1 protein-coding gene is annotated in these 266 nt (G+C 69.9%); it reads left to right on the top strand.

Annotation, left to right across the window (positions count from 1 at the left end; all coding sequences use genetic code 11):
- Positions 1-266, top strand: a 266-nt coding sequence (locus tag ACUYLD_RS25705; protein ID WP_446676244.1) for a hypothetical protein, incomplete at both ends; no start/stop codon positions are given.

The raw sequence follows: 266 nt of genomic DNA, 5'->3' as shown, positions 1-266 counted from the left end.
GCCGTATCCAGCGCGACGACGACCCGTCCGACCATCCTCGCGGCGCCCGGCAGAGCTATTTCGACGACCCGCGGGACGAGCCGTTCGGAACCGATGGCGCCCTCGCGAAGATCGACACGCTCAGCGCCTCGACCCGGCGCTTCGGGACACTGAATGGCCTTGCGACCCATGACCGGGTGACGGTGGTCGGAGGCTTTGTCGAGAACTCGCTGGTCCGCGCGCCCGACGGCTCGGTCGTCACGCTGCCCGGGCCTGCCACCTACAGC

This window comes from Paenibacillus sp. SER-28 (genome assembly GCF_052906305.1).
This window is presented reverse-complemented; position numbering and strand designations above follow the sequence as displayed.